Origin of the sequence: Pseudomonas fluorescens Q2-87 (assembly GCF_000281895.1) — a bacterium.
Taxonomy (GTDB): domain Bacteria; phylum Pseudomonadota; class Gammaproteobacteria; order Pseudomonadales; family Pseudomonadaceae; genus Aquipseudomonas; species Aquipseudomonas fluorescens_S.
This window is the reverse complement of the sequence record NZ_CM001558.1, coordinates 4,469,606-4,495,024: the sequence shown is the minus strand read 5'-3', so window position 1 is coordinate 4,495,024 and position 25,419 is coordinate 4,469,606. Positions and strand designations below refer to the sequence as shown.

Sequence of the window (25,419 nt, the reverse complement as noted above, 5' to 3'; positions counted from 1 at the left end):
ATGGACGACCGCCAATACACTTTCCTGGCCCGCCAACCTTCTGCTGCCTTGCAACCCCGCGAGCAATTCTGGGGCATGCCCAAGCGTGGCCTGGCGTTCCTGTTGGCCAACGTCATGTTCTGGCAGCCGATGTGGGCCCAGGCCGAAGGCATTGTGGTCAGTGCGCCGGGCACCGGCCTGGACCGGGCAGGCAACGGCGTGCCCATCGTCAACATCGCCAAGCCCAACGGCAACGGCCTGTCTCATAACCAGTTCAGCGATTACAACGTCGGCAGCAACGGTGTGATCCTCAACAACGCCACGTCCCGCACCCAATCGACTCAGTTGGGCGGGATCATCCTCGGCAACCCGAATCTCAATGGCACGGCCGCCACGACCATCCTCAACGAAGTCAACGGCGGCAACCCCAGCCAATTGCGCGGCTATACCGAAGTAGCGGGGCAGTCGGCTCACGTCATCGTCGCCAACCCCTACGGCATCACTTGCAACGGCTGCGGCTTCATCAACAGCCCGCAAGTGACCTTGAGCACCGGTAAGCCGATTGTCGAAAATGGCCAATTGAACCGCTATCAAGTGGACCAGGGCAGCGTCGCCATCGAAGGCGCGGGCCTCAATGCGAACAATGTCGACCGTTTCGAAATCATCACCCGCAGCGCGAAAATCAACGCCGAGATCCAGGCGAAAAACCTGACCATCGTCGCCGGCCGCAACGACGTCGACGCCAACACCCTCAACGCCACCGCCCGCGCGGATGATGGCAGCGCCAAACCGCAACTGGCCATCGACTCTTCGGCGCTGGGTGGCATGTACGCCGGGGCCATCAAACTGGTGGGCACCGAGGCCGGTGTCGGGGTGAAGCTGGACGGCAAACTGATCGCCAGCGGCGGTGATATCCAGCTCGACGCCAACGGTCAGTTGAGCCTGGCAGAGACATCCGCCAGCGGTGCGGTGAGCGTCAAGGCCGCCAGTCTCAACGCCCAGGGACCGGTTTATGCCGGCACTGCGCTGAACGTTCAAACCCAAGGTGACCTGACCAACCAGCAAACCCTCGCGGCGCGCGACAGCATCGTGCTCAACGCCGGTGGGCTATTGAGCAACAACGGCATCATCGAAGCCGGCGTCAACGCCGATACCACGCGCAATGCGACGGGTGATGTGAGCGTTACGGCGCAGAACCTGAACAACAACGGCAAGAGCATCGTCGCCAGTCGTAGCCTGACGGCCAACGTTGCGCAAACGCTGAACAACCAGGGCGGGACGTTGAGCGCCGGGCAAGCCACCTCGGTCAAAGCCGCGACTCTGGACAACCAGAACAAAGGGCGGGTGCTGAGCAGCAACACCCTGGATTTAACTGCCGATAAGCTCATCAACGTGCAAGGCCTCGTCAGCAGCAATGGCAGCCTGACGGCCAATATTGGGCAGTTGAATAACAGCAGCGGCCAACTCAACAGTCTGGGTAACGTCACGTTGCGCGTCGCTGCCCTGGATAACGTGGCGGGCCTGGTATCAGCCGGGCAAGTACTGGACATCAATGCCAGCGGCCAGGTGAACAACCAGAGCGGTCGCCTCACCGCCACCAAGGGCGCCCGACTCAATGCTGCGTCGCTGGATAACACCGCCGGTCGTCTGCTCAGTGACGGCGCACTCACGGCCACCCTCTCGGCGCAGTTGCTCAATCAGGCCGGTCTGCTCTCATCGGCGGGGCTGCTGACCCTCAGCGCGGCGAGCCTGGACAATCGCCAGGGCGGCGTGGTCACCACCACCCAGGCTGCAGGCCTCAACGTCGGCAAGCTCGATAACCGAGGCGGCGAAGTGTCGAGCCAGGGTGCTTTGGTGCTGGCCGGCAGCGAGCTGGACAATAGCAGCGGCAAATTGATTGCCTACGGCGACCTGCGCCTGACGCTCGAACGCCTGATCAACCAAAGCAAGGGTCTGGTTTCCACCCGTGCCACTTTGGCCGTTGAAGCGAGTCAAGTGGACAACCGCCAGGGTTCGCTTTATGCCCAACAAGGTTTGAACCTGGCCCTGCGTGGTCAGTTGCTCAACGCTCAAGGCAGCGTGAAAAGCGACACCACGGCCAGTATCAAAGCAGCCGGGGTGAATAACGACGCCGGTCAAATATCCAGCATCGGCGCATTGAACATCGACAGCGCCGCGACCCTGAGCAACCTCGGCGGTAGCGTCATCAGCGGCGACACATTGCGGCTAAAGGCAGGCCAGGTGAATAACGCCGACGGTCGCATAGCGAGCGCCAAGGCCCTGGAGGCCAGCGTCACCGGTGTGGATCAACAGAACGGCCAATTGGTCAGCAACACCAGCCTTGCCCTCGACCTCAACCACGGGCAATTGAATAATCTGGGCGGTCTGATCACCACCCCGGGTCTGCTGGTGTTGAAAAACCTGGCGGCGGTCAACAACCGCGAGGGTGAGATATCCAGCGACAAGGCCTTCAGCCTGGTCGCCACGAGCCTGGACAACAGTGCCGGCTCTATCGTCAGCAAGCAGAGCCTCAACCTGGTTGTTGCCCAAACATTGAGCAATGCCAAAGGTCTTGTCTCGGCCAATGGCCTTGAGGTGCGCGCAGCCAGTCTGGATAACAGCGGTGGCACCTTGGGCAGCGACGCCGACCTGACCGTCAATGTTGACGGGACGCTGAACAACCTGGATGGCGAAATCTCCAGCGCTGGCCTGACCCGGCTCAACGCGATGGCGCTCGATAACAGCAACGGCCAGGTCCTGGGCGACAATGCCTTGAACGTCACCCTTGGCGGAGCGCTGGACAACCGCAACGGTGTGCTCGGTTCGGGCAAGGTCGTGAGTATCCAGGCGGCGAGCCTGGACAACCGCAACGGCGGACAGCTGATCAGCGACGGCACCCTGACCGCGCGCATCAGCGGCCTACTGGACAATCAGCTGCTGGGTACGGTGGCTGCCAAAGGCGTGCTCAATCTGCAAACCGGCCGTTTCGACAACCGTGGCGGTCGTCTGACCGGCAATGACCTGTTGACCGTGCGCAGCGATTCGCTCGACAACCGCGGCGGCAACATTCGCGCTGATAAAGCGTTGCAACTGACGGTCGCGCAACTGGACAACCGTAACAACGGCCTGATTACCGGCAAGGCCGGCATTAACGTCGAAGGCACGCGACTGGATAACAGCGGCGGCCTGTTGACCAGCGTCGGCCCGCTCAACCTCAAAGCCGCCGAAGTGCAGAACGGCCTCGGTCGCATCTCCAGCCAGACCGACCTCACCGCTGTCATCGATACCTTGCAGCAGCAGGGCGGTGCACTGGTGTCCCAGGGTAATCTGAACCTGACCGGCAGCACACTGGATAACCGCAACGGCGGATTGGTCGGCACCACAAAAGCGCTGAGTGTGCAGGTCGGGCAGATCGATAACCGCGCGGGCGAACTGTCCGCCGGTTTGGGTGTGAAGGTCGGCGGCCAGCGGCTGGACAACAGCGCGGGCGGCAAACTGATTGCCGGCACTGACCTTGAATTGAAAGTCGATCAGCTCATCAACCAGAGCAAAGGCCTGATCCACGCCCAAGGCAGCATAAGCGTGATCGGTCGCACATTCGACAACAGCGAAGGCGCACTCGATAGCCTAAATGGCTTGGTGATCACGCTCGATCGCGCACTGTTGAACAGCAAAGGCCTGATCAGCAGCGAGGGCGAACTGACAGTCAACGCGGGCAGCGTCGACAACTCTGCTGGCAGCCTGGGCAGCGCGGGTGCGTTGACGATTACCAGCGCGGATGGATTGATTAACCAGGGCGGCTCCATCAGCACCGATGCCACCTTGACCCTCAAAAGCGCCAGTCTGGACAACAGCCAAAAGGGCCTGGTTTCGGGCAAGGCCGCGACCCAAGTCACCACCGGTGCGCTTGACAACAGCCAGGGTGGGCGCCTGACCTCGGGCAATACGCTCAAACTCACTGCAGCCCAGGTGAATAACGCCGCTGGCCGTATCGCCAGCAGCCAGGCCTTGACCGCGTCGGTCACCGGGCTCGATCAACAGCTAGGCGAATTGTTCAGCAACACCAGCCTGAGCCTGGACATGAATCAGGGCCAGTTGAATAACCAGGGCGGCTTGATCAACACCGCCGGTGTGTTGCTGTTGAGCAACCTAAAGGACGTCAACAACCAGAACGGAGAAATCTCCAGCCAACAGGCATTCACCCTGGCGACGCAGAACCTCGATAACAGCGGCGGCAAACTGATCAGCAACCAAGGCCTGACGCTCAGAACTGCGCAGGCGTTGAACAACGCCAAAGGGGTCATCTCCGCCGCGTCCGTGGACAGTCGCAGCGACAGCCTGGACAACAGCGACGGCCTGATCAGCAGCCGTGCTCAGCTTGACCTGAACGTTAAAAACACACTCGACAACCAGCGCGGTTCGTTGATTGCCGACGGTGCGTTGCTACTGGTTGCCAATCGCCTGGACAACCGTGCCGGCAGTATCGCCGGCAAGACCGGGCTCACCGCCACCGTCGCCACAATGGATAACCGTAAAGGCACGCTGGTCAGCACCGACGCCCTGACGCTGAAAGCGTCGAGCCTCGACAATCGTCAGGCCGGTCTGGTCGGCGCGACAAAAGCGCTGGATCTCAATGTTGATGAGCTCGACAACCGTGGCGGCGAGCTGACGGGCACTGCCGACATCACGCTGACCGGCCAGAGCTTCGACAACAGCGATGGCGGCCAGGTGTTCGCCGGCCAAACGTTGAAGTTGACCGTGGACAAAGTGCTCAACCGCACCAAAGGCTTGCTCAGTGCCAAGGCCCAGTTGAGCCTCGACGGCGGATCGTTGGATAACAGCGGCGGCTTTTTGATCAGCCAACAAAATCAACGCATCGATCTGAGCAGCGATCTGATCAACGCCCAAGGCCAGCTCAGCAGCGAAGGCACGTTGAAGGTCAGCGCGGCCAACCTGAGCAACACCGGGGGCAGTCTCTCCAGCGCGGCGGACCTTACCGTGCAGAGCCTGGGGCGACTCGACAACCAAGGCGGCGAGCTGGTGACTGACGGCGCGTTGCTGCTGACCAGTACCTTACTGGACAACCGCCAGCAGGGCAGCATCAGCGGCAAAGGCGCGGTCACCGTTACCACCGGCGCGTTCAATAATAGCCAGAGCGGCCGCCTCAACAGCGGCAGCACGCTGGGCCTCAACGCTGCCCAGGTCACCAACCAGGACGGCGGACGCATCGGCAGCCAAGGTGCGTTGACCGCATCGGTGTCCGGCCTGGATCAACAGGGCGGTCAACTGTTCAGCAACACCTCGCTGAGCCTGGACCTGAACAACGGCCAGCTCAACAATCAGGGCGGCTTGATCAATGCCCCTGGCACGCTGTTGCTGAAAAACCTCAACGGCGTGAACAACCAGGGCGGTGAAATCTCCAGCGCCCAAGCCTTCACCCTGACGGCTAAAAACCTCAACAACGATGCCGGCCGGCTGCTCAGCAACCAGGGCCTGACCCTGCGCATCGCCCAGGCACTGAACAACGTCAAAGGCATGATTGGCGCGGCCAGCGTCGATGCCCAGGCGCAAAGCCTGAACAACAACGGCGGCACGCTCACCAGTCGCGGCAATCTTGTCCTGGCGATCGATCAGCAACTGGATAACCAGGCACAGGGGCTCATCAACGCCGCGCAGTTACTGACAATCAACAGCGGCAATTTGAACAACCAGGGCGGCAGTGTGCTGGCGGGCGACGCGTTGGTCCTCGATGCCATGGCGCTGAACAACAGCGCCAACGGCCTGATCAACGCCCAGGCCAACCTCACCCTTCGCGCCGACTCGCTGGATTCCAGCAACGGCGGTGAGATGTCGACCAAGGGCGACATGAACCTGACCTTGGCCGCATTGACGCAAAACGGCGGGCGCTTGCTGGGCGAGAAGGCCCTCACGCTGAACCTGGGCAATCATGACCTGAACAACCGCAATGGCCTCATCACCGCAAAGGGCCCGCTGACCCTCAACGGCCTGCGCAACCTGGACAACCAGGGCGGCGAGATTTCCAGTAGCCAAAGCTTCACTCTCAGCGGCCAGAAGCTCGACAACAGCGGCGGCAAGCTGATCAGCAGCCAGAACCTGAGTCTCGACGGCGACACCTTGCTCAACCAGAACGGCTTGATCTCCGGCTGGCAGGGTGTGGATGTCAACGGCACCAGCCTCGACAACCGCAACAACGGCACGCTCTCCAGCCGCAATGGAGACATCGGCGTGACCCTCAGCGGGGCGCTGCTCAACAGCGGTGCCGGTGCGCTGGTCGGCCAGAACAAACTCACCGTCAGCGCCGCCAGCCTGGACAACCGTGGCGGTATTCTGTCCAGTGGCAGCGACCAAACCCTGACCGTCACCGGTGGTTTGCTGAACAACGCCCAAGGCGGCTTGATCGACAGCGGCGCTCTGTTGGTCATGAATGCCATGGCCCTGGGCAATGCCGGCGGCACTGTCAACGCCCTAAAAGCCCTGAGCTTCACCGGCACCAGCCTGGATAACAGCGGCGGCAACCTGATCGGCAACGCCGCCGTGACCTTGGACTTGCTCGGCGCCCTGACCAACACCAATGGCAAGATCGCCAGCGCCGGCCCACTGCGCGTCGAACGCGCTACGCAAATCAACAACCAGGGCGGCCAGATCGCCAGCCAAGGCCTGCTGACCCTGCTCACCGGCGGCCTGGACAACCGCAATCGCGGCACCGTCGCGGCCAATGATCAACTCATCCTGAATACCGCAGGCGCGGTGCAGAACGACGCCGATGGCTTGATCTACAGCCAGAACGGCGGCGTGCAAATCGACGCGGCCAGCCTTGGCAACGGCAAGGGTGTCGTGCAAAGCCAGGGCGCTTTGAAACTCACCGTGGCTGGCGATATCGACAACCAGAGCGGGCGCATTCAAGCCAAGGCCGGTGACGTGACTCTAGTCGGGCGCGATGTCGATAACCGCGGCGGCGTACTCGCCAGCCTGCAAGGTCTGCTCACCACGCAACTGACCGGCGTGCTGAAAAACGGCTACGACCTGAACAACAACCGCCAGGGCGGCATCACCCAGGCCCAACGCCTGAGCCTGACCGCGCTGGGCGGAGTCGACAACTACGGCGGGCGCATCTCGGCGCAGACCGGTGACGCCATCGTCGCAACCCGCAACTTCGATAACCGCAACGGCGGCCTCTATGCCAAGGGCAAGGTCAGCGTCACCGGTAACGACTTCGATAACAGCGGAGATAACGACGGGCAGATTGCCGGCAGCCAGATCGATCTGAACCTCACCGGCGCGTTGAACAACCGCCTGGGGATTATCGAGAGCGACAGCACCCTGGCGATCAAGGCGGCGAGCCTGGATAACCAGACTGGGCAGTTGCGGGCGTTGGGTAGCGGTGGCAAGACCGACTTTCAGATTGGTGGGTTGTTTGATAACCGCAACGGCACGGTTGAAAGCGCTAACAGTGACCTGATCCTCAACGCGTCACGCTTCCAGAACCTGGGCGGCAGCCTGTTGCATGTGGGCAGCGGCGTCTTTGATATCTCCACGGCCAACATCACCAACGCAGGCGGCAGCCTCGTCACGCGTGGCGGGTTGACGCTGACCGCTGACAACTGGACCAACAGCAGCGTAATCCAGGCGGGGCGACTGACCGTCAACGTGAACAACCTGACTCAAACGGGTTCTGGGCAGTTGCTGGCTTCTACCAGCCTGGTGGGGAGTGGGGGGAATTGGAGTAACGATGGGCTGATTGCCAGTGATGGTTCGATCAGTCTTACGTTGGGTGGGGGCTATGATGGCAACGGGCGCTACAGCAGCCTGGGTAACCTGGCCCTGACGGCAGCCTCGATGAATCTGGGCAGCGGGGGCAGCATCGCCAGCGGGGGAGACGCCACACTCAATATCGGTGGACAACTCAACAACTACGGTCGCATGACTGCCGCCTCCGCCCTGACTGTCAATGCCGGCTCAATCAACAACTACGGGACGCTGGGCAGCGGCGGCAACCTGCGCCTGGTCGCGTCCAGCCTGCTCAACCAGAATGGCTTGATCTTCAGCGGCGCGGACATGGCGTTGCGCGTGAACGACTTCACCAACCGTTTTGCCGATGTCTATGGCACGGGCAATATCAGCATCAGTCGCGATGACAGCAACGCCTGGAGCGCTTCGATTGCCAATATCTCGGCATCGATTGAAAGCGGCGGCGACTTGAACCTGGCGGCGGATCGTATCGAGAACCGCAAGGATGTGTTCGAGGCTACGGGTGGGTTGGTGTCGGGTGCTATCGGGGTTCAGTGTTATTCGTGTTCTTCGTTTGATGGCTTTCAACCGCACTTTCCCGGATATCTGGTTTGGGTGGAGAACTACCACTCACAAATCGTCCAGGACTCTGCATCCGCCAGTATCGCGGCAGGTCGAAATTTTACGGGCAACGGTCGAGAGCTGCTCAACAACGCCTCGACCATCAGCGCAGGCAATGACCTGACGTTGAACCTGCAGAGCTTCACCAACGAGGGGGCGGCGGTGGGCGATTACAGCGTTAGACGCTCGCTCTCGGCCCCCGGCGACAACTTGTCACGGTGGCATCAGATCATGGATTACAACGCCGCCAATGACCCTTCCTATGATTCGGGAGCTGCCGGATATCGGGATGGCGACTTTATTAGCCCAAATTTGCACGTATGGAACAGTCAGGGTGTTGAGTCCATCTCCCGTGTAGGGGGACGCCTCAGTGGGGGCGAAGCGATGCGTTTCTTCAACTTCGGCGGGATATGGGCGGAGTTTGCCGGTGGGCACTACAGTTTTACCCCAGCACATTACAGCGACGGCGTGCGCACCGACGCTCCCGCTTTTGTAAAGAACGGTGTCTTCTTTGAAAACACCATCACCTACGATGGTCCCTCGAACTTCGCCAGTGCCGTCGTACAGGCCGGCGGTGCGGTGCACATCAATGCAAGCCAAAACCTCACCAACAGTGTAGTGCGTGAAGGTGTCACTTTAACCGGTGGTGCCTCCAAAGTTGGCTCGACCCAACTCAGCGGCCAGGTGACGCCGGCCGTTATACAGATCAATGGTCAGCTCCCGCCCAACCTCGCACAACAACAGGTCAATCCATTGACTCTGCCGGGTTTCACTTTACCCACGGGGCAAAACGGTCTGTTTCGCTTGAGCGGCCAAGGCGGGTCGGCTCAAAAGGCGACCCAAGTCAACTCCGGGCCACAAAGCTGGAGCATGAACAGCGCCTCGATCAGCACCGCCCAGCGTCAGCAGGACCTGCCTGATACACAGGCGCGTAGCGTACAGATCGGTGCTAGCGCCCCAGTGGCCTCCAGCGATCGACAACTGATCGCGACCATTCGTCAAACCACCGACAGCAATGTGAGCGTCAGTGCGCTCAACGTCAGTGCCCCCGTTGAAAGCGGCGGCCACTCTACACCAATGCCCGCCCGCCACAGCGGCTCTGTCGCCGTTACCCAAGTGGAGGCTGTCAATGTCGACGGTACCAGTCTGAACCCAACGACCAACCTCGTCCCGCTGGCCGGTAATGTGGTCACCACACCAATGGCCGCCCTGACAGTCACTCGGGTTCAAGGCTTACCGGACACCTCTTTCAAATCCAAGCCGCAAAAATACCTGATCGAGACCAATCCGGTGCTCACCGACCTTAAGTCATTCATGAGTTCGGATTACCTGCTAAAAAATCTAGGCTACGACCCGGATGTAAGCGCCAAGCGTCTGGGCGATGGTTTCTATGAGCAGAAGTTGATCCAGGAAGCAGTAGTTGCCCGCACCGGCCAGCGCTTTATCGACGGCCAAACCTCAAATGAGGACATGTTCAAGTACCTGATGAACAACGCCATCGCCAGCAAACAGGAACTCGGCCTGTCGGTGGGCGTGACGCTGACCTCGGAACAAGTCGCGGCGTTGACCCATGACATCGTCTGGCTGGAAGAGCATGAGGTGAACGGCGAAAAGGTGCTGGTACCAGTGCTGTACATGGCCCAGGCCAATAATCGCCTGGCGCCGAACGGGGCGTTGATTCAGGGGGCGGATGTCAAGCTGATTGCTGGTCAGGATTTGATGAACGCCGGTACTTTGCGGGCGACTAACAACCTTAGTGCTTCGGCGGGTAACGATCTTGTTAACAGTGGCCTGATCGAAGCGGGTGCGCGGTTGGATCTGCTGGCAGGCAATAACATCATTAATAAGGCCGGTGGTGTTATTGCTGGACGTGATGTGAGCATGGTCACCCTCTTGGGAGACGTGATCAATGAGCGTTCTGTTGGCGCTACTGGTGACAACACGCATCTGCATCGAGAGTTCGTCGACAGTGCCGCGCGTATTGAGGCTGCAAATGACCTGAGTATCAATGCTGGGCGGGATTTCATCAGCAATGGTGGTGTGCTCGATAGTGGGCGAGACACGCGCATCGATGCCGGTCGAGATGTGAGTATCGTCACCGCTGAGCAGCGCAACAGCGGAAACCTCGGAAAGCAGACCTCCAGTATCATTCAATACGGTTCTTCGCTCGACATCGGTCGGGACATGACTATCCGTGCGGGTCGAGACATTGCTGAAATTGGCAGTCAGATTGACGCCAAGCGTGACATCGGTATGACGGCCGTCGAAAACATTCTGCTGAGTTCCGCAGCGGATGAAACCCATTCCTATTCCAAATCCAAGAAACTCACGACGCAAGAGGATCACGTCAAGCAGGTTGGTAGCAGTTTGACGGCGGGTGGCGACGTTACCCTCGATGCCGGCAAGGACATGACGCTGATCTCGACCCGCATCACTGCTGGCGACGAAGCCTACCTGGTAGCCGGTGACAAACTTGAACTGCTGGCTGCACAGGACAGTGATTATTCGCTGTATGACAAGAAGAAAAAAGGTAGTTGGGGCAGTAAGCAAACACAGCGCGACGAGGTTACAAAGGTCATCAATGTCGGAAGCGAGATCACTACGGGGGGCGATCTGACTCTGGTGAGTGGAGGAGACCAGCGGTACCAAGCGGCGGAACTCAACAGCGGCAATGACCTCATCATAGACAGCGGTGGCGACATCACATTTGAAGGTGTTAAGGACCTGCGTCAAGAGAGTCATGAAAAAAGCAAGTCCAGTGCCGTCTGGTTCACCATGAAGGGCAAAGGTCGTACCGACGAGACCCTTCGTCAGAGCGAACTGACGGCCCAAGGCGACCTTATGATCAATGCGGTGGGCAAAATCCACGCGGACGTTCGGCAGATCAACAAGCAGACGGTGACCGAATCAATCGATGCGATGGTCAAGGCCGATCCGAAGCTAGCGTGGCTCAAGGAACTGGATGCACAGGGCGGTGTTGACTGGCGACAGGTACAAGAGATCCATACCAGCTTCAAGTACTCGAACTCCGGTCTGGGCCCGGCAGCTCAGCTGATAATTGCCATTCTGATGACCGTCCTGCTTGGCCCTGCTGGCGCTGGCCTGAGCGGTGCAACCCTGGCAGGCGCCGCCAGCCTGGCAACTACCGGCACGGTTGCGACCATCAACAACAAGGGCGACCTGGGTGCCGGGTTGAAAGCGGTGGTCAGCAAAGACGGCCTTACCGACGCGGCTATCGCGACCATTACTGCCGGTGTGGCCGATAAGTATCTTGGCAATATGACCATGACCAAGCAGGTCAATGGCAAGACGGTAATTGACTTAGGTTCGATCGAAGCCGTCAGCCATTTTGCGGGTCAGCAACTGATCAACAACGCATCTGCGGCTGCGATCGCCAAAGCTTTCGGTCGGGACGTTACGTTGGCGAGCATCCTGCAGTCGACGGTCTACAACACCCTGGCGGCATACTCCTTCGATCAGGTAGGTAACCTCGACCTGAAGACCGGCAGCCCGGAAAAGATCGCCCTACATGCGTTGGTAGGCGGCATGATCGCTGAAGCGTCGGGCAGCGACTTCGCTGTCGGTGCCATGGCGGCAGGTGTGAACGAGACGTTCGCTAACCAATTGCGGCGGATGTCGGCTCAGATGAGTCCGGAGTATCGCGACCACCTGATGCTGATGGCCTCGCAACTGCTAGGCGTAGTGGCCGCTGCCGCCGTAGCTGGCGACGATGCGAATAGTTTGCAGACCGGCTCGTATGTGGCTGGCAATGCGACGCAGTACAACAACCTCAACCACCACGACATGAGTGATTTCGTCGGGGATATGAACGCTTGTGGTACTAACGAGACTTGTCAGAAAAACACGTGGGTAGGAGGGAAGTACGAACAAAGAAGTAATGAAATTACTGATTGGTCTGAGAAGGCCGTAAGCGGAGCTTTTGCTAAATCCTTGCTTACCTCGATTCAGGGCGGCTTGACTGCGTTGCAGGATCTTAAATGTACAACTCCGACCTGCACGCAATATAAGGATACGTTGACCGAGCGTGCATTGGATGACTTGACGAACCTGGCGAAGGTCACTGACCAATGGGAAAATGCAACAAGCTTGGCTGCGTTGGTGATACCGGGCTCCGGTGGTGCACGCGGTCCTGGCGCTGGCGAAGGAGGTGTTTCTCCTAGGGTTCAGGCGGCTCTTGATAAATTCCAAGAAGCCAAGGCTGTTCGCAATGGAGCGTCTACGGGCAAGAATGGTGGTATTGCGGAACAAGCCACTCTGCCGACAGGCTACCGAGAAGGTACTTCAGCAGGGGCCGCGTTCAACACGACGGGCGGCTTGCCCGACGGCTATCGCAGAGTCATCAACACCAAGACCGGAAATACGGAGGTTTTGGCGGCGGACGGCAAGCTCTATCTTGAGACTAGCAATGGACTGACTCCGAAGGCTGGGGGTAATCTTAGCGGGTTGGTTGAGGCGGAAAATAGTATTGCTGGTGCAAAAGGAGTGTCAGGTTCGACTCTGACAAGAGACGAATTGATCTCGGGCTTGCCTGTAGGCACTAAGATCACACCAGAAAATGTGGTTGATATCCGTAGACTGCCAGACGGCCGAACCGTCTGGCTGGAAAATGGTACTGATGCCGCCGGGTTGCAACACATCTACAAGCGACACGAGGTCGACTTTATCAATAAAGGGATCTCCCGGGATGACATTCCAAATGTTGTGATGAATGCTCTTGAGCGTGGAAAAGTTGTCGGGACCAATGGTTCGGCTAACGTTTATCGCATCACTTACAATGGTGTTGAACAAAATATTGCTGTTGGGGTTGGCTCAAACGGCTTCGTGGTTCGAGCTAATCCGGTCAGCTCTTGGAAGCCATTGCCATGATCAGGTTAAGACTAACAAGTGAGTATTTGGCTGGGCCGATATTCTGCCCAGATCCGGATAGAATGGGGCACATTGATATTGAAGATCTGCCGATTTCTCAAGAGTTGAGGGCCAAAATCAGTAAGTGGGACGGTGAGTATCAGGCGACGTTCAACAGTGACTACCCGCCAGATTCTGGTTTTACCACGCCTGAGGCAGAGCTTCGGCACATAGCCGAAGGGATGCAACTGGCCAAATCGATACAACAAGAACTAGAGAGTGATTATACGGTGGAGTACTGCCCATAGCCGATAATTAGTCGGTGCAAAAGGAAAAAAGGGGACAGATTTGAATGGCACTTCCTTAGCGGCTAAACGCTTGAACTGAAAGCAAAAAATGAAGAGGGGCTGGTCTTGGACTACGGTGATAGTTGCGAACACACACCAGCAAACCAAGGACACAGCCCCAATGGATCGTAGACGGCAAATTCTTCAGCATCAACAGCAACGTTTTCACCGACACGCCTCGAACTGCGACGCCTATGCATTTTTCAATCTTCTCACCGCTCCCGAACTGTTACAGCGCGTCGAGTCAGCCCTGCCAGAACATCGGGAACGTCTGTTTCCGCCGACTGAAACACTCTCCATGTTCTTAGCTCAAGCGATGAGTGCCGATCGCTCCTGCCAGAACGCCGTCAACGACTTGGCCGTCAAACGGTCTTGTAGTGGCATGAGACCCAATAGCGCCCATACGGGCGCCTACTGTAAGGCCAGAAAGCGCCTGCCCGTAGAGATGGTATCCACGTTGGTTCGGCACACCGGCTCTGCAATAAGTGATCAAGCACCGTCGTCATGGCGTTGGATGGGCCGGCCCGTACGCCTTGTAGACGGTACGACGGTCACCATGCCAGACACCGCCGCCAATCAGGGGGCCTATCCGCAATCTCGGGGTCAGAAAGTCGGTCTTGGTTTTCCGCTTTGTCGAGTGGTGGGTATCGTTTGCCTGTCCAGTGGTGCCGTTTTAGATGCTGCCCTTGGGCGTTTTCGAGGCAAGGGCGGCGATGAGCAGACATTGCTCAGATCGATGCTCGACACGCTGAACACAGGCGACATTCTGCTGGGCGACGCTTACTACGCCACCTATTTTCTGTTGTGCGAGTTGCAGCGTAGAGGTGTGGATGGAGTGTTCGAACAATACGGCGCTCGGCGGCGCAGCACGGACTTTCGTCAGGGACAAAGTCTCGGTTCGGAAGATCATCTGATCGAGTTGAAAAAGCCTGAGCGCAGACCGCCTTGGATGAGCCAAGCGCATTACGAACAGGCACCTGAAAGACTGACAGTACGAGAGCTGAAGGCTGGCGGAAAGACGTTGGTGACCACGCTGCATTGTCCGAAGCAAACACCGAAAACAGCCCTTAAATCGCTCTACAAAGGGCGATGGCATGTCGAGTTGGATTTGCGCAATCTCAAGTCCACCCTAGGACTTGGAAAGCTAAGCTGCAAAACCCCGGGCATGGCGGTCAAGGAACTCTGGGTCTACCTGCTGGCACACAATCTGATCCGAATGCTCATGGCACAATCGGCCCTTTTAGCAGACTGCTTACCTCGTGAGCTGAGCTTCAAACACAGCCTTCAGCTGTGGTTGGCGTTGCGACAATATGGGAGTTCTGAAGAAGAGGCTGGTATGGCACATTTGCTGAAGTTGATCGCACAAAGACGCGTTGGGAACGAAAAAAAAGGGGACAGATTTATTTTTAAATCCTCTGCTAAGCTGAAAGCTTCCACGGATGGAGGAACCCTTTATGCCCAGAGTGGGACGTATTGTTTTACCGAATTACCCGCATCACGTAGTGCAGCGGGGCCATAACCGGCAAGTAGTGTTTGCGGTAGCAGAGGATTATCAGCGCTATCTCTCTGATCTGCGCGAGCTAAAAGATGCATTCGGGGTGAAGGTCTACGCCTACTGCCTGATGACGAATCATGTCCATTTGTTGCTAGCCCCTGGGGAATCAACCGCTGAACTGGGGCGCTTAATGAAAGCGCTGGCTGCCCGCGCGACGCGCTATCGCAATCGGTTGGAAGGGCGTTCAGGCACCTTGTGGGAAAGCCGTTACAAATCCAGTGTGGTGCAGTCGGATTCATATTTGCTCGCTTGTAGCCGTTACATTGAATTGAATCCTGTGCGCGCTCGCATGGTCGCCGATGTCGCAGACTATGCATGGTCAAGCTATCGAAGCCGGGTAGGTGATGAGGCTGGTGGGGACTGGTTAGATGCTGATCCGTGCTTCTTGGCCTTGGGTGATACTTCAATGGAGCGGCGGCTTCGGTATGAGGAATTTGTGCGTCAGGCCATTCCGACTGAGCAGCTTCGATTGATCCGCGACGCTTTGCAGCGAGGTCAACTGACGGGTACAAGCCGTTTCGTAGATGAGGTCGAGCGGATTGTTGGTGTGCGGGTAGAGCAGCGAGGGCAGGGGCGGCCGAGGGCAGAGTCGGGAAAATAAATCTGTCCCCTTTTTTATCCGGTGCGCTCACTGGGGGCGATGCATTTAACGCTGCGGTGGGTGCTGGGACGGCGAAAAATGCTGTCGAGAACAATCATCTGAGCGATATAGAAAAGCTCTCGCTGACGGCGCTGCAGAAAGAATATGACAAGTCGTGCCAAGGCTCTACGTCAAAGGATTGCCAAGGACTGTCTGATGACATTGCGGCGCTGATTGTCAAAGATGCCAGCGTGCTCAAGGAAGAACCAATCGCAGAGGATGGTGACTTCACACGTGCTTATGTGTGGACGACCAATCCCGGGGACGTGGTCTCCTGCGCTACTTCGCCAAATGGCTACTGCGTCGCTACCGACAAGTCGATCACGACGAGTCAGGGGGAGGAGTGGATTTTGCAATCTGCCTCGTTCGAACAGGCGACGGAAGGGAAGGCGAGAAGCGATCTGGCTAAAGCAACTGCGACGGGGCAACTCAAGGGGCTTTCCAACGAGCTGTTCTCGGCGGGCTGTGGCGGGGCTGGTTTGGTTGGTATAGGGTGCCAGGGCTACATGGCGGCGGGTGGTGAGAACCCCGTTACTGGGGAAATTGCCAGTAATACCGAGCGGGTCATGTGGGGAGCCCAAAGCCTATTGAATGCATGGGGGCTGGGTAGTTCGATATTCAGCGTGGGTACGCAAGGCAGAGTTGCGCTGGACGAGGTAGCCGGGACCGTTGACGATACGATCAAGGCTTTGCCTGGACCTCGGCAAATAGATGCGTCTTGGGGAGTAAGCACTTATAAAAAAGGAGGCTTAATGACCGGCATCGAACACGTATTTTACCGTCATGGAGCGGATTCTGGCTTCGTTGGCGTAAGCAAGTTTGCAGAAGGAACCTCCTTGCGAGACGTTTCAAGCTATGTCGATAGAGCGTTGAGATATGGAAAGGTAACTCCTAACGGGCCAGGCGGATTCATTGTTGAGTACGATTTAGGGAGAGTGATCGGTACTAATGAAATGGGAGTGGCGACCACAAATATTAAGATTAATGTCCGGAATGGGATTATTAATACGGCTTTCCCAAAGTGAGGGGGAATATGGAGCTTAATAGTTTGATTGAGCGGTTTGTTGCGCAAGAGTTGAGTGATCACGTTCGTACGGTGTTAAGGGAAGCTCTTCGACAAAGAGCTGAATCCGATAAGGTTTTATTCAGGCAATGTGAATTTAATTGCTTTGAGGTTGAATTTGATTTTTTAAAAGGAATTGTGGTTGTTCAAGATATTCTCGACTCGGGCGAAGAGAGTAGCGTAGAAATGCCGATATCAGAATTTGTTGTTTTTTGTGGGTTGGATGATCAGTAGGGTGGTGTTAGCTCTATAAAAAAATCGGCTTTTATAGAAAAGGAATGGATCGGTTTTTGAGTCTGCAGGGCTAAAAATAAAACAGTTATTTTCGAGGGTGCAATTTTGCTCTGCTAGGTTTGTCACTCAGTTGCGTGACGAGGGTTGATTGTATAATTTTCAGCTTTGATTTGTTGGCAAAGTTAGAGTATGAATGAAGTGGTCGGAGCATTTATGAAGAAAACTATCCTACTGTTGCTGACCTTTATCCTGACATTGCCAGCCTGCAAATCCAACGTCCGAGACTCTTCTCCCACCTTGCTTAACAACGGTATCCAGCTCCAGCAGAACAAGGTGTCAAGCGACGGCAAGCATGTCAAGGTCATCATGAAAGCGTCGGGCGGCACGCTCCCAAAAAAAGGGGACAGATTTATTTTTAAATCCTCTGCTACGCTGAAAGCTTCCACGGATGGAGGAACCCTATATGCCCAGAATGGGACGTATTGTTTTACCGAATTACCCGCATCACGTAGTGCAGCGCGGCCATAACCGGCAGGTGGTGTTCGCGGTGGCAGAGGATTATCAGCGCTATCTCTCTGATCTGCGCGAGCTGAAAGACGCATTCGGGGTAAAGGTCTACGCCTATTGCCTGATGACGAATCATGTCCATTTGTTGCTAGCCCCTGGGGAATCAACCGCTGAACTGGGGCGCTTAATGAAAGCGCTGGCTGCCCGCGCGACGCGCTATCGCAATCGGTTGGAAGGGCGTTCAGGCACCTTGTGGGAAAGCCGTTACAAATCCAGTGTGGTGCAGTCGGATTCATATTTGCTCGCTTGTAGCCGTTACATTGAATTGAATCCTGTGCGCGCTCGCATGGTCGCCGATGTCGCAGACTATGCGTGGTCAAGCTATCGAAGCCGGGTAGATGATGAGGCTGGTGGGGACTGGTTAGATGCTGATCCGTGCTTCTTGGCCTTGGGTGATACCTCAATGGAGCGGCGGCTTCGGTATGAGAAGTTTGTGCGCCAGGCCATTCCGACTGATCAACTTCGATTGATTCGTGACGCTTTGCAGCGGGGACAACTGACAGGTACAAGCCGTTTCGTAGATGAGGTCGAGCGTATTGTTGGTGTGCGGATAGAGCAGCGAGGGCAGGGGCGGCCGAGAGCTGAGTCGGGAAAATAAATCTGTCCCCTTTTTCCGCATCACGTAGTGCAGCGCGGCCATAACCGGCAGGTGGTGTTCGCGGTGGCAGAGGATTATCAGCGCTATCTCTCTGATCTGCGCGAGCTGAAAGACGCATTCGGGGTAAAGGTCTACGCCTATTGCCTGATGACGAATCATGTCCATTTGTTGCTAGCCCCTGGGGAATCAACCGCTGAACTGGGGCGCTTAATGAAAGCGCTGGCTGCCCGCGCGACGCGCTATCGCAATCGGTTGGAAGGGCGTTCAGGCACCTTGTGGGAAAGCCGTTACAAATCCAGTGTGGTGCAGTCGGATTCATATTTGCTCGCTTGTAGCCGTTACATTGAATTGAATCCTGTGCGCGCTCGCATGGTCGCCGATGTCGCAGACTATGCGTGGTCAAGCTATCGAAGCCGGGTAGATGATGAGGCTGGTGGGGACTGGTTAGATGCTGATCCGTGCTTCTTGGCCTTGGGTGATACCTCAATGGAGTGGCGGCTTCGGTATGAGAAGTTTGTGCGCCAGGCCATTCCGACTGATCAACTTCGATTGATTCGTGACGCTTTGCAGCGGGGACAACTGACAGGTACAAGCCGTTTCGTAGATGAGGTCGAGCGTATTGTTGGTGTGCGGATAGAGCAGCGAGGGCAGGGGCGGCCGAGAGCTGAGTCGGGAAAATAAATCTGTCCCCTTTTTCAATATTTTAGTCCCGTCAGTACCTTTCAAAGAAATTTTTCAGGTGAGGTTGTTGTTCCTCGGAGTGCACTTAAGTGAAATTAAATATCGACTTCCCTGAAAACATGATCACGGATGAATTACTCAGGCAGGAACGAATACCCTGCTTTTGCAAGGTTTCAAAAGAATTTGAAATTTCGTTTTCGGATACTGTTCCTGAGTCATCGGGGGTGGTATCAGAATGGGATCGTAGAGAGCTGGAGTTAAGAGCCGTTGCAGGGGCGGGCGGTCGATATACGCATTTCGCTAATGGTTTGATTACATTGCAGAAAATTAATGAAGGCGTTTACAAGATCCTTGATCTTGAGATGTTTTATAGAAGTTACGGCTGGTGCGCTGTCTTACGGGGTGGGGAGTATGCGCCTCCCGGAAATTTTTGGGATGAAGAGTAAAGACTTTCTGATGAATGCTAGGCTGGGGATTCAATCACGCTCACGTCCCTTTCGGAGCGCTGCCGTGCCGCGTTTTCTTCCCCTGATGTTGTTGCTTTTCCCTTGCCTGGCTTCGGCACTTCCCGCCCTTGAAAACACCGAGCTTTACAACGGCACGGCCAGCGATTGTCACGATGTCGACCTCGTTACCTGGCGGCATCCAACTCGCACAGTGTTGGAGAAAAATGACATCAAGCTGGAGCGGGTGCAGCTGTGCAATGGCGGGCACTATCCGATTTTTCAGGTGCAATTGCCCTATGACCCACGGGGCCAGACCAAAAATTACTTTTTGGAGTTGTACGAGCAGATGAGGAAGGCTAACGGCAAATGGCCCTATGCCTTGGTCGCCAGCAGCGATGCGGTGGTGGTGTATGTCAGCTACTCGAAAGACGACAGGATCGCCTTGGATTACGAGAGCTATGCGGTGCCATAAACATTCCTTCCTGAAGGATCAGTACCGCTATTCGCGGGGCACGCCGGTGTCCCGCCTCGGTTCGGTCATCCCTTTGGCACGTGCGACGGTTCCCATCGCTTTGGCAACATAGCTTGCATCGCCGGTTTCCAGGGCATCACTCATGAACTCCGCAATGATCTCTGATGTGCTGAGATAGTCTGCGGGATCAAATTCTGTGAAGGTCTCAATCATTCTGTGCTCTGCACGCATGTAAAAACGGCGACCCAAAGGTCGCCCGTTTTCATTATTCTGCTGCCTGCGCCCGCAACCGCCTCCCAATCACATCCATCACATCACACCCATCGCGCAACGCTATCGTCAGCATTTTGCAGAAGTCGGAAAGCACTACCGTATCGGAGCTGATATCTGAACGAAACGCGATGTTTTCCAGCAGTTGGGTCACGGTGCGAATGCGATAGTCGGCAGTTTCGAAGAGAACGTCGAGCGGGGCCTCAGTGTCGATGAGCAGGGTAGCGGGGGTACAGTCAATGCCGGTGATGGGCATGTATCTGGTCATATTCAGAGCCTCGAAAATTAATGAGTCTCTCTGTGGATCGGGTCGCCAAACCCGGTCGCCTTTTGGGGGCGACGAGGGACTATAGGCCGATCCGTTCTCGAGCTACAAGACGCCGCTTTCCGAGCTTTGTGTAGGACCTTTGGCCTTGCAGCGGTGGGCTTTGGCGCTGCGACAGGTCAGGCAAAGCAGGCGACTGCTGCGCAGTCGAGCGGGAGCAAGCTCCCTCGCCACGGAGCGGTGCTTGGCCTAAGGATTGTGTTTAGCCGTATCAGCAGCCATGTGGCTTAGCCTCTTCCTACTTCATCACGATAGCGGAGCAAGTCCCCGTTTCCTTCACTACGACCTGCTGTAATTCTGTCCGTCTGTTTCGCAGGAGGTTTCCACGTCTGTGCAGGATCTTTCGTACTTTTTTACGGGATGCTTCTGATTTCAGAGGGACGGTTTCGGCAGTAGTCTTCGGTGAAGAGGCACCCTGCGTCGAACCATCGGCTTGATCAAAGCGATGATTGGCGTGGTCGTGTACACCGAACGGCGGGACGGATGTCGTCCGCATCATCTCCGCCGAAAAGCCACTAAGCAGGAGACCATACGTTATGTCGAAAACGTCGAAAACTGACTGGGGACGCCTGGCCAAGTTGAATGATGCGGAAATTGACACCAGCGATATCCCCGAACTGGGGGAGAATTTCTACCGTCGCGCCGAGCTGCGTGTGCCGGTAAAGCAGGCGATGACTATTTGCCTTGATGCCGATGTGCTGGAGTACTTCAAGGGGCAGGACGAGGGTTATCAGGCACGCATCAATCAGCTTCTTCGCCATTACATACAGGCCCAGCAGGGCCGCCGGGGATGAACTATTTCGTGCTATGAAATGGCCGCCCTACGAGTCGCTCGTTTTCATAGTTTTCCTTTTCGATCCTCCCTCAATCTGGCTCGTCGTTAAATAAATATCTTGAGCGTTTCGAGGGGCATCATATTTTTGTTGCGTGTTGCGCAACATGCTAGGCTTTCCCATGATCAAGTCTTTTCAACACAAAGGGCTACGCAAGCTCTTCGAAACGGGCAGTACGGCAGGCGTGCAACCCGCTCATGCCAAGCGACTACGAATGCAGCTAGCGGCCTTGAATACAGCCATGACGATTGATGATATGGACATTCCCGGTTTCCGCCTTCACCCGCTAAAAGGCGAAATGCGTGGGCGCTGGTCAGTCATGGTGAGTGGCAACTGGCGGCTGACGTTCGAGTTTCGCGACGGAAACGCTTATGTCCTGGACTACGAGGATTACCACTGATGAACATGCACAACCCTCCCCACCCTGGGGAGTTTATTACCGAGATTTATCTGGAACCGAACGGCATCAGCGGCCGTGAGCTGGCAGAAAAACTCGGTGTAGCCCCCTCGACACTGAGCCGTGTCTTGAAGGGCACTAGCCGCGTTTCGCCTGAAATGGCGTTGCGGCTGTCTGTAGCGCTTGGCCGCTCGCCGGAGAGTTGGCTGGCCATGCAGGATGCTTACGATCTGTGGGTGGCTCGTCAGCATGTTGATTTGTTGCAGGTAAGAAAGCTCGCTTTCGCCTGAGTCGTCCCCAGACGTCGCCGGAGTTGGGGATTCGAGACAGACCAAGCGAGATCGGCCTGTCTTTTTAATCGTAGTCTGGTCCGGTTCTCGTCTGGAAAACAGGCGTCCCTCGGTTGCCCATCCTTTCATTACCCCGCTATTTATGTCGGCAGGCAGCGCAGGCGCCTGCTGCGCAGTCGAGCGGGAGCAAGCTCCCTCGCCACGGGGACCGCGCTCGACTTGTGCGGGTTAGCGCATCAGCCATGGCAGCAGCTGTGGGGCTTGGCATCTTCGTATTTATCGTGATGCCGCACCCAATCCATGATTTCTTCTTCGTTGCGGCCCTTGGGTGTCAGGTCGAGGTAGTTGTAGGTGCCGACCAGAATGTCCAGACCGCGGGCGTAGGTGGAGTAGGTGTGGAAGATGTCGCCCGCTTCGTTGCGATAGAAGACGCTCAGGCCGGGGAGTTCACCTTCGGTGCTGTCGGATTTTTCGTAGTTGTAGGTGGCTTTTCCAGCTGCGACGTCTTCGGCATTGAGGGTGACGCCGAAGTCGTGGTTGAAGTCGCAGCCGTTCGATGAGACCCAGTCGAAGGCCCAGCCCATGCGGCGTTTGAATGGTTGGAACTCGTCGAACGGCGCGCGGGAGACGGCGACGACGGCGACGTCGTGGTGGGGCAGGTGTTGGTTGGCGCCGTCGATGTGGTCGGACAGGAATGAGCAGCCTTTGCAGCCTTGTGTCCAGCCGGGGCCGAACATGAAGTGGTAGACGATCAGTTGGCTGCGGCCGCCGAACAGGTCGGCCAGGCTCAGTTCGCCGTGGGGGCCTTGGAAGCGGTAGGGTTTGTCGATTTTTACCCAGGGCAGGGCGCGGCGTTCGGCGCTGAGTTTGTCTCGTTCGCGGGTGAAGGCTTTTTCCTGGGCCAGGTGCTGGCGACGGGCTGCGAGCCATTCTTCCCGCGAGACGACTGGATGATTCTCTACGTTCATAGTGATTTCTCCTATATGGCAGAGCCGCTGAGTGGGCGCTTCAGCAACTGGTCGTTTGGCCTTCGGTGAATTCGACAGGCCGTTGGTCGGTTCAAGGTATAGACCGCCCGGAAACCCGGCTGAACGGCGGCGTAGCGCCTCGGTCACAACCTAAGTACGCATCTCACTCTTTGGAGGATGGACCAGGATGACGACTTATAACTGGGACTTGATCGAACGGTTGTTGCACGAAGTGCAGAACGGCGCCGGCCACAGCTTCACCCCTCGCCCTTACGCGGAGCAGTATGCGGCGCAGAAGGCAGCCGCAGGCGAGGAGATCGAGAACCTCGATCATCTGAAAGCGGTCGCCGGGGAGTACGAAAAGTTACTGCTGGAGCGCGGCTATATCGAGCCGCGGCCGGAAGAAGAGGGCGGTAATGGCGAGAACTTTGTGCTGACGCCTCGTGGCTCGCGGTTGTTGAGCCTGATCGACAGCAGCATTCCGGGCAATGATCATCCGCGCCAGGTGCTGGATGAGCAGGACGATGCGCTGGATGAGTTTACGTTTGATGATTTGGCTTCCAAGGCGCAGATTGCCTGACAGCTAAACACAGACCTCTGTGGGAGCGGGCTTGCTCGCGAAGGCGGTATGTCAGTCAGTAGTTATTCCGACTGATGTGCCGCCTTCGCGAGCAAGCCCGCTCCCACAGGGGATGTGTGTTGGTTTTAAGATCGAGCCGCTTTTAAACACTTCAAATCACTGAAATCCTTCTTCACGCCATCGATTTTCTTCAGCAACTGCTCCCGCTGGGGCGGCGTGCTTTCGGCCATCAGGTCCACCAACAGGCTGCGAGCCTGGGCTTCGGTCTTGTCATAGGCTTCGCGATAAGCCGGGGTCCAGAGGCTTTCGCGGTTGACCAGCAGTTGCTCGATGCGTTTCGGAAAGTCAGGGCTGTGGCGCTGGGCCACGGCTTCGCTGAACTGGTTCTGCCAATGGGCGCGGTTGGCGATCCATTGCTGGTTCTGGTCGCCCAGGGCCGTTGACCAGGCCACGACTCGCTGGCGCTGGGCAATGTTGAGCGGGCCGAGCCAGTCGTTCAGGCGTTTTTCCATGCGCTCGCTGCGTTCCTGGATCTGCTCCTGCAAGGTCGGCTTGAGGTATTGCTGCTGGCGTTTACGCTGGTCTTTGACGAAAGCGGCGTCCATGTCATCGACTTGGTCGTCGCTCAAGCCTTGCAGCAGTTCGATGGCCGACGGGGTGATTTCCCGGGCGGTTTCGGCGATGGCGGCTTTGGCTTCCCGGGTGCGCTGTTGCAGGGCTTCGTCGGTTACCTGATTGGTTTGCACCATGGTCTTCAGGCGGTCCAGCCAGTCCAGGTAGCCGGGCAGTTGTGTGGTGCAGTGCCAGGTCAGGTGTTCCCTGAGGCGTTCGTTGAACCAGTCTTTTTGCTCGCCCTTGATGTCCAGGTAATCATTGAGGGTCCAGGGGATGATCAGGTCGAGGTTGCGATAGGCCAAGCCGATGCGGCTGCAGGCCGTGACGCTCAGCAGCAGGGTAAGGAGCATGGCGGTACGTATTAACCAGCGCGACATGAGCGAGTCCTTGCGAGGGCATGGTTGCGAAGGTGTAGCTGTTTTGTTTGAGCATCGCAGGCGCGCGGCAGTTCAGCCGACTAATGAGTAACGCTTAGTAAAAAGGGTGCGCCATCTTGAGGGTCAGCAGACTGTCGCATTCACTGTTGTGGCCCGAATATGCCGAGCAACTGCTGCCACGCAGGTTTGAGTCGCTGTAGATCAGGTCCAAGTCGATCCCTCTCCATGGACGGGAAATTTTCAACGACCAGTCGCTGAAGCTGCCTACATAACCGTTCTCGACCGAGACCGGCGTATTGAGTTGGTGGGTGGTGTATTTGGCGCTGACTCCGATGCCGAACGGCACATTACCGCCGAGGTCGGCGAACAACGTGCTGTTCTGTTTGTCCGGGTCGTTGCTCAGGGCTGCGCCGAAGCGGCTGCCGAGCACGGTCAGGCCGCCGTAGAACTCCTGGCTGTCGAGGGTATCGGCGGTGGGATAGCTGTAGTGGATCAGGCCGACTTCGTAGCCAAGGGTCTGGTCGAAGGGTTGTTTAAAGCCCATGTAGGAATCGACCTCAAGGTCAGCAGAGTAGCCGGCGCTGGGTGACCACTGGCCGACGTACCAGCCGCTGTCGTGGCTCAGGTCCAACCCACCATGAAACGAGCCGGTACTCGATGGCGTGACCAGGCCCTCGGCCATGCTGCGGCTGGGGGTGGTGCCGAGCTTGAGGTCGAAGTCGCCGAGTTCGCGCTGGAACACCTGCCCGTGAGCCAGCGAGCAGGACAGCAGGCTGATCAGCAGAACAATGGAAATACGCATGCTTCACTCCATGAAATAGCGAGGAGCAGGAAGGGTCAGTAAGCTGAAACGCTTGAGCTAGAGAGGTGCAAGGATACCGGCGAATGCTCGGCAGCGGAGGCCGTTCGTCGATTGATGGAAAATGAAGAGGGCGGAGAGGGCTTC

The 25,419-nt window shown here is 57.1% G+C and carries 17 protein-coding genes and 2 pseudogenes; 14 read left to right on the top strand and 5 right to left on the bottom strand.

Translation table 11 applies throughout. The features are described 5' to 3' along the window. The 10 genes and pseudogenes from PFLQ2_RS08170 (at position 1) to PFLQ2_RS08190 (ending at position 19,818) form a co-directional block, all read left to right on the top strand. Positions 1-13,236 (top strand): filamentous hemagglutinin N-terminal domain-containing protein, encoded by a 13,236-nt coding sequence (locus PFLQ2_RS08170; protein WP_003184168.1) that lies wholly within the window; start codon positions 1-3, stop codon positions 13,234-13,236. After that, the gene (locus PFLQ2_RS28050; RefSeq protein WP_050551582.1) at positions 13,233-13,523 is read left to right on the top strand and encodes a hypothetical protein; all 291 of its coding nucleotides are present in this window, start codon (positions 13,233-13,235) and stop codon (positions 13,521-13,523) included. The genes PFLQ2_RS08170 and PFLQ2_RS28050 overlap by 4 nt, the downstream gene beginning before the upstream one ends. Before the next feature lie 160 nt (positions 13,524-13,683). Beyond that, positions 13,684-14,943 (top strand): annotated as a pseudogene (locus PFLQ2_RS08175) (IS4 family transposase); the annotation flags it as partial. Between the two features lie 73 nt (positions 14,944-15,016). Continuing rightward, positions 15,017-15,718 (top strand): transposase, encoded by a 702-nt coding sequence (locus tag PFLQ2_RS08180; RefSeq protein WP_003184166.1) that lies wholly within the window; start codon positions 15,017-15,019, stop codon positions 15,716-15,718. Beyond that, positions 15,715-16,782, top strand: a complete 1,068-nt coding sequence (locus PFLQ2_RS08185) for a pre-toxin TG domain-containing protein (protein ID WP_343228934.1) — start codon at positions 15,715-15,717, stop codon at positions 16,780-16,782. Before PFLQ2_RS08180 ends, PFLQ2_RS08185 begins: the two co-directional genes overlap by 4 nt. A gap of 8 nt (positions 16,783-16,790) precedes the next feature. Continuing rightward, a complete protein-coding gene (locus PFLQ2_RS28045; RefSeq protein ID WP_033046205.1) occupies positions 16,791-17,054 on the top strand; it encodes a hypothetical protein in 264 nt (87 codons plus the stop codon). Between the two features lie 463 nt (positions 17,055-17,517). Next, positions 17,518-18,219 (top strand): transposase, encoded by a 702-nt coding sequence (locus PFLQ2_RS28040; RefSeq protein WP_033046203.1) that lies wholly within the window; start codon positions 17,518-17,520, stop codon positions 18,217-18,219. After that, positions 18,220-18,900: a transposase gene (locus tag PFLQ2_RS28035; RefSeq protein ID WP_088021790.1), complete on the top strand. Its 681-nt coding sequence runs from the start codon at positions 18,220-18,222 to the stop codon at positions 18,898-18,900. Positions 18,901-18,989: 89 nt separating this feature from the next. Beyond that, entirely contained in the window at positions 18,990-19,346 is a 357-nt protein-coding gene (locus PFLQ2_RS28975) for a hypothetical protein (RefSeq protein WP_225970843.1), read from the top strand. After that, positions 19,336-19,818, top strand: coding sequence for a hypothetical protein (locus PFLQ2_RS08190; protein ID WP_225970842.1), 483 nt, complete (start codon positions 19,336-19,338; stop codon positions 19,816-19,818). The genes PFLQ2_RS28975 and PFLQ2_RS08190 overlap by 11 nt, the downstream gene beginning before the upstream one ends. Before the next feature lie 30 nt (positions 19,819-19,848). Here PFLQ2_RS08190 and PFLQ2_RS28030 read toward each other — a convergent pair. Both PFLQ2_RS28030 and PFLQ2_RS08195 read right to left on the bottom strand, forming a co-directional pair. After that, a pseudogene (locus PFLQ2_RS28030) lies at positions 19,849-20,031 on the bottom strand (addiction module antidote protein); the annotation flags it as partial. Between the two features lie 52 nt (positions 20,032-20,083). Then, on the bottom strand, positions 20,084-20,356 hold the full coding sequence (locus PFLQ2_RS08195) for a hypothetical protein (RefSeq protein ID WP_003184161.1): 273 nt from the start codon (positions 20,354-20,356) through the stop codon (positions 20,084-20,086). A 593-nt stretch (positions 20,357-20,949) separates the two neighbouring features. Between PFLQ2_RS08195 and PFLQ2_RS08200 the strand changes: the two genes are divergently transcribed. From PFLQ2_RS08200 to PFLQ2_RS08210, 3 genes are all read left to right on the top strand, one after another. Next, the gene (locus tag PFLQ2_RS08200) at positions 20,950-21,207 is read left to right on the top strand and encodes a BrnA antitoxin family protein (RefSeq protein ID WP_003184160.1); all 258 of its coding nucleotides are present in this window, start codon (positions 20,950-20,952) and stop codon (positions 21,205-21,207) included. 160 nt (positions 21,208-21,367) lie between these two features. After that, positions 21,368-21,646: a type II toxin-antitoxin system RelE/ParE family toxin gene (locus PFLQ2_RS08205; RefSeq protein WP_003184159.1), complete on the top strand. Its 279-nt coding sequence runs from the start codon at positions 21,368-21,370 to the stop codon at positions 21,644-21,646. Next, positions 21,556-21,933, top strand: a complete 378-nt coding sequence (locus PFLQ2_RS08210) for a HigA family addiction module antitoxin (protein WP_343228933.1) — start codon at positions 21,556-21,558, stop codon at positions 21,931-21,933. The genes PFLQ2_RS08205 and PFLQ2_RS08210 overlap by 91 nt, the downstream gene beginning before the upstream one ends. A gap of 236 nt (positions 21,934-22,169) precedes the next feature. On the opposite strand, the gene PFLQ2_RS08215 is transcribed toward PFLQ2_RS08210, so the two are convergent. Then, a complete protein-coding gene (locus tag PFLQ2_RS08215; RefSeq protein ID WP_003184157.1) occupies positions 22,170-22,901 on the bottom strand; it encodes a DUF899 domain-containing protein in 732 nt (243 codons plus the stop codon). 187 nt (positions 22,902-23,088) lie between these two features. On the opposite strand from PFLQ2_RS08215, the gene PFLQ2_RS08220 reads away from it, so the two are divergent. Then, positions 23,089-23,481, top strand: a complete 393-nt coding sequence (locus tag PFLQ2_RS08220; RefSeq protein WP_003184156.1) for a hypothetical protein — start codon at positions 23,089-23,091, stop codon at positions 23,479-23,481. Positions 23,482-23,606: 125 nt separating this feature from the next. Here the strand turns inward: PFLQ2_RS08220 and PFLQ2_RS08225 are convergent, their stop codons facing one another. Together PFLQ2_RS08225 and PFLQ2_RS08230 are read right to left on the bottom strand one after the other, a co-directional pair. After that, a complete protein-coding gene (locus tag PFLQ2_RS08225) occupies positions 23,607-24,473 on the bottom strand; it encodes a DUF6279 family lipoprotein (RefSeq protein WP_003184155.1) in 867 nt (288 codons plus the stop codon). A gap of 94 nt (positions 24,474-24,567) precedes the next feature. After that, positions 24,568-25,275, bottom strand: coding sequence for a TorF family putative porin (locus tag PFLQ2_RS08230; protein ID WP_003184154.1), 708 nt, complete (start codon positions 25,273-25,275; stop codon positions 24,568-24,570). Positions 25,276-25,419 lie beyond the last annotated feature (144 nt).